The organism is Oligoflexus sp., from assembly GCF_035638955.1.
Classification (GTDB): Bacteria; Bdellovibrionota_B; Oligoflexia; order Oligoflexales; family Oligoflexaceae; genus Oligoflexus.
The window spans coordinates 1-4,000 of record NZ_DASQYZ010000209.1 but is presented as its reverse complement, the minus strand read 5'-3'; the positions used below and the strand labels follow the sequence as shown (position 1 = coordinate 4,000).

Annotated in this window: 6 protein-coding genes; 4 read left to right on the top strand and 2 right to left on the bottom strand. The window is 48.0% G+C overall.

What is annotated here, in order from left to right; all coding sequences use genetic code 11:
• From VE954_RS19410 to VE954_RS44330, 3 genes are all read left to right on the top strand, one after another.
• On the top strand, nt 1–196 hold a 196-nt coding region (locus tag VE954_RS19410; protein ID WP_324955797.1), incomplete at its 5' end, for a transposase.
• Between the two features lie 168 nt (nt 197–364).
• Nucleotides 365–526 carry a DDE-type integrase/transposase/recombinase gene (locus VE954_RS44335; RefSeq protein WP_414699019.1) on the top strand — a complete coding sequence of 54 codons (162 nt, stop codon included), beginning with the start codon at nt 365–367 and terminating at the stop codon, nt 524–526.
• Nucleotides 516–758 (top strand): DDE-type integrase/transposase/recombinase, encoded by a 243-nt coding sequence (locus tag VE954_RS44330; RefSeq protein ID WP_414699018.1) that lies wholly within the window; start codon nt 516–518, stop codon nt 756–758. Before VE954_RS44335 ends, VE954_RS44330 begins: the two co-directional genes overlap by 11 nt.
• Nucleotides 759–834: 76 nt before the next feature.
• Here the strand turns inward: VE954_RS44330 and VE954_RS19405 are convergent, their stop codons facing one another.
• Both VE954_RS19405 and VE954_RS44325 read right to left on the bottom strand, forming a co-directional pair.
• Entirely contained in the window at nt 835–2,232 is a 1,398-nt protein-coding gene (locus tag VE954_RS19405) for a trypsin-like serine protease (RefSeq protein WP_324955795.1), read from the bottom strand.
• A gap of 784 nt (nt 2,233–3,016) precedes the next feature.
• Complete coding sequence (locus VE954_RS44325) at nt 3,017–3,652, bottom strand: reverse transcriptase domain-containing protein (RefSeq protein WP_414699017.1); 636 nt, start codon at nt 3,650–3,652, stop codon at nt 3,017–3,019.
• Between the two features lie 158 nt (nt 3,653–3,810).
• On the opposite strand from VE954_RS44325, the gene VE954_RS19395 reads away from it, so the two are divergent.
• Nucleotides 3,811–4,000, top strand: a 190-nt coding sequence (locus tag VE954_RS19395) for a hypothetical protein (protein WP_324955791.1), incomplete at its 3' end; no start/stop codon positions are given.

Sequence of the window (4,000 nt, the reverse complement as noted above, 5' to 3'; positions counted from 1 at the left end):
TATTCTTGAAATTGTCAAACGTTCGGACGACGAGAAAGGATTCAAGGTTCTGCCAATGAGATGGATCGTGGAGAGAACGTTTGGATGGCTTGGAAGGAATCGGCGGTTGAGCAAGGATTATGAGAGGCTTCCTTCGTCAAGTGAAGCCTTTGTATATATAGGGATGATCCGTCTTATGTTGCGACGGTTGACTTGAAAGCAGTGACTGGCAACTTTTTAAACCAGCTCTAAAAGATTAGATCGGTGGAAGCCGGATGAGCCGAGAGGTTCCCGTCCGGTTTTAAGAGGGACTCTGGATGAAACGCCAGGGTCTACTCACCCGTATATCAAGGTCAAAGGCCAGTGGAAATACCTCTACCGGGCCGTGGATAAGGAAGGCAATACCGTCGATTATTTGCTCACGGCAAAGCGGGATGGAAAAGCTGCAAAGCGCTTCCTGTGCAAGGCAATCAAGTCAAGCGATGAACCGATAAAGATCAATATCGACAAAAGCGGAGCCAACACATCTGCCATCAATGGATTATAACGACGACGCTGGAGCCGATATCGAAATTCGTCAGAACAAATATTTGAACACCATTATCGAGCAGGACCATAGGCCCATCAAGCAGCTATGCAGAGCCACCTTGGGCTTTGGGAGGTTTCGAACGGCAACGATTACAATTGGTGGGTTTGAGTCGATGAAGATCATTCGAAAACGGCAGATCAGGGCAGACGGTAAAACCTCTGCTGAAATCTTTTATTCCCTGGCTGCATGACTGCTCGCGACTCCAGACATTTTCCCACCCAGAGTTTGCAAACGCAACAAACCCAAAAAAACAAAACACCTGCAAATCAAGGACATTCTATGAGTTTAAAGAGGAAGGGCCCTACGGCTTTCACCGTCAAAGTTCCTATTCCCCGGCGAACCTGAGCGGTTGTAACGAAGTGCAAGATCTCTTGCGTACCGCATCCTGATCGCACAGTGGTGGCTGCGATCGGTGGATTCAATGTCTGAGCGTCGCCAGCCGGAACAGTGGTTTCTGCGAAGTTCGCAGTCGCATTGAAATTACTGTTGAAATAATAGCTGCCGTTTACTTTACCGCCATCTGCTGAAAGCGCAGCTTCAATATTCACCCGAGCGTCGGTCGCAGGCTCGACAACCAGTCGCATGTTTTGAGGGATATTGAGTGAGAGCGAGTATCTACAGAAAGCCTGCAGATTCGCTGTATTCGCCGTGAGCCCTGTATATTCCAAAGTCAGAAGGCCAGAAATGTCGTCTCTTACAGCTTTCACATCGTTTAAAGGGCAACCGCTTCCACCTGAAATCGAACTTACGATTTCTGGAAACCGACCTGTTCCAGGTGCGCCAGGTGTTACCGTTACTGTCGGTATCGGCGTCGGTTTCCTTGTCGTGTCTACTGTCGAAGTCAGATTTATGGTGCTCAAAAATGCTTTACTTTCAGGACTTGTGAGATCTGTATATTCAGTCTGGAAGACCGTTCCACCGACTGGCCTCTTGGTGGGCCCAGCCTTCGAAGCAACTCCAACAATTTGGTTGCTGGCATAAAGTGGGCTGCCCGAATCACCTGAAGCCGCGGCAGCAACCTTGCCTTCAAAATCCGGTAGGCTCGGGTTGGGGCCCAGCACGCCAGTGACTTGAATAATGCCATCCTTCCTATAGACCAGGGTATTGGTTCCGATTCTTTTTACCCCAGCACCCGATTCATTCCAGCTTTCTTCGTCATCTGCTAGAGTTGCTTGATTGCTGCCAAAGCCCACAAGAGTCAATGAGGTGCCCAATTTAGGGGCATCCTGCGCAATGATGGACACGGAAGGGGCTATGTTCTCTGCAAACGTGACTATCGCTAAATCGTGTAGCTCTGTACCATCATATTGCGGATTGGGTTTAACACTCTCTGCAACTGCAACTGTTTTAAAGTTTTGATCGCTGTCTTGCGCGAGGTAGGAGACCTTTCCAATCTTGTCTCGCTCTTCATTCAGAACGCAGTGAGCTGATGTTAAAATCTGGTTGACGCTCACAAAGGTTCCGGAGCATCTCGCTTTTGTCACTTTGTCCTCAGACTCAAACGCAATTTCGATCAAAACAACAGAAGAGTATTCTTCCGCTGGAATGGCCTTGCCGTTTGTGATATTTAAGCTGCTTTTATTATCAGCTTTACGGCTGCTACTGCAACCTGCGAGCTGAAGGACGAGGACGGACAACAGAATGAAGCGGTCGATACTGATCATAATGGGCCTTTCTTGAACGGTTGTGCGAACGTGATCGCGTTACTCGACCATCAAGTCTTATCACTCTTTCATATTTATAACCAATGGAACTCAGACGTGCCTGATCCATGTTAGGCTTATCCAGCCCCTCAATATCCGTCAATATCTGGCGGCATGGTGAGATTTTCCTTTGATTCAAGCTCTGTCCACAATGGTCCTTGGCAAAATCTCTGTGGATAATAATTAAATCTGACGACTCTGTCTGACCATGCACTTTCATTCCGTTCTACATCCTGATCTATATGAAATCTACCAAGGTCGCTTTTTGGGAAGGGATACACCTCTGCTGAGGTCTTCCATTCCATGGCGGCATGATTGCTGGCGAATCCAGATGAGTCCTCACTCGGCATCTGCAAACACAACACAACCCAACGAGGCGGGAACGCTGTCAAACGGTTGATTGCTGAGGCACTTACATACCGGAACGCACCTTGAGGCGTATCACTTTGCAAAGGCGGGCTTGGTGAGATTTCAGTTCCATTCTTTTGCTCAGAATTTCATACCGAATTTTCTACACTTTGAATTGTTTTACTCTGTGATCAATTCGAAAGCTTGAGCTGGAAATCAATCGGATTTTCATCAGTGTAGTTTTGCACATGATTTGTTATAGAGGCTGCATAGCTGAATTCCGCTTCCCGGCAAGAGCTATTAAACGCCGGGTGGCCCAAGGAACTTGCGCCCCCCAGGCTCCCACAGATCCGGACTTGCCCAATTAAGGCATCCGGCTCTTCAATCAATCGTTTCGCTAGCCCGTTGCTGTCCGTCTTCTGAAGTAAGGGTGTAGCTGAAGAATTCGAGACATTCTTGCAAGGTCGACGTAACCGCTATTGGATCGGCGGGAAAGCCAGCTTCTCCAGATTGCCAAGCCAAAGTATTGGAATAAGTCGCAACGCCTCGAGTTGCCGATGACCCCAAAATAATTTTTGTGACCACGCAGCTTAAGGACGATTCCTTCGAGTTGGACTCGAATGGGATCATGCATATGTTGCCTGCACCAGTCTGAGAGATTCCTCAATGAGCGGCTGAACCGCTTTCGCGAAGTTATTCTCTTGACTATCCAGTGTCCGCGCCTTGTCAACCCCCAAAAAAACGTGAAACCAAGGAGGTCAAACGTTTCCGTATGGACTTTCCTGGTTTTGGTTTGATTTGGGAATGGTCGGCAGAAGGGCACAATGTGGGTCTTGTCTGCATGAAGCGTTAAGCCGAACTCAGAAAATCGCTTGTGCAGTTGTTCCAGTACCTTTTCCGCATCGCCTTTATTACGACAGGCTATACAGAAATCGTCACAGTACCTGACAAGAAGAGTCTCGCCATTCAGTTCTTTGATGAACGATTCGTAGAACCATTGATCGAGAACTTTGTGTAGATAGAGGTTAGCCAAAATCGGGGAAACGAGTCCCCGGACGCAATTGACACAATCTCGTTTAACATGATAATATCACTGCGAAATCATGGAATTTATGCAGAAGGGCGTAAGTTTGCCCATTACCGGTGGGGAGTCATGGACTCCGAGATTCAAGGTTGCTCCGGGGAAGCTCCATGCCCAAGCAAAAACGAAAGCCCAAGTGGCAAATCACGATTGAAAGCATCTACGTCTTCGGTAGAGAAGAGAGGCTTGAAGCAGCGTACGAACAGATCATCCCTGCTGAAACCATCCAAGTCAAAAGCAAGGAGGTAAAAGATGCAAGGGATGAGAATAGGCCTTTACGCAAGGGTATCGAGCGAAAAA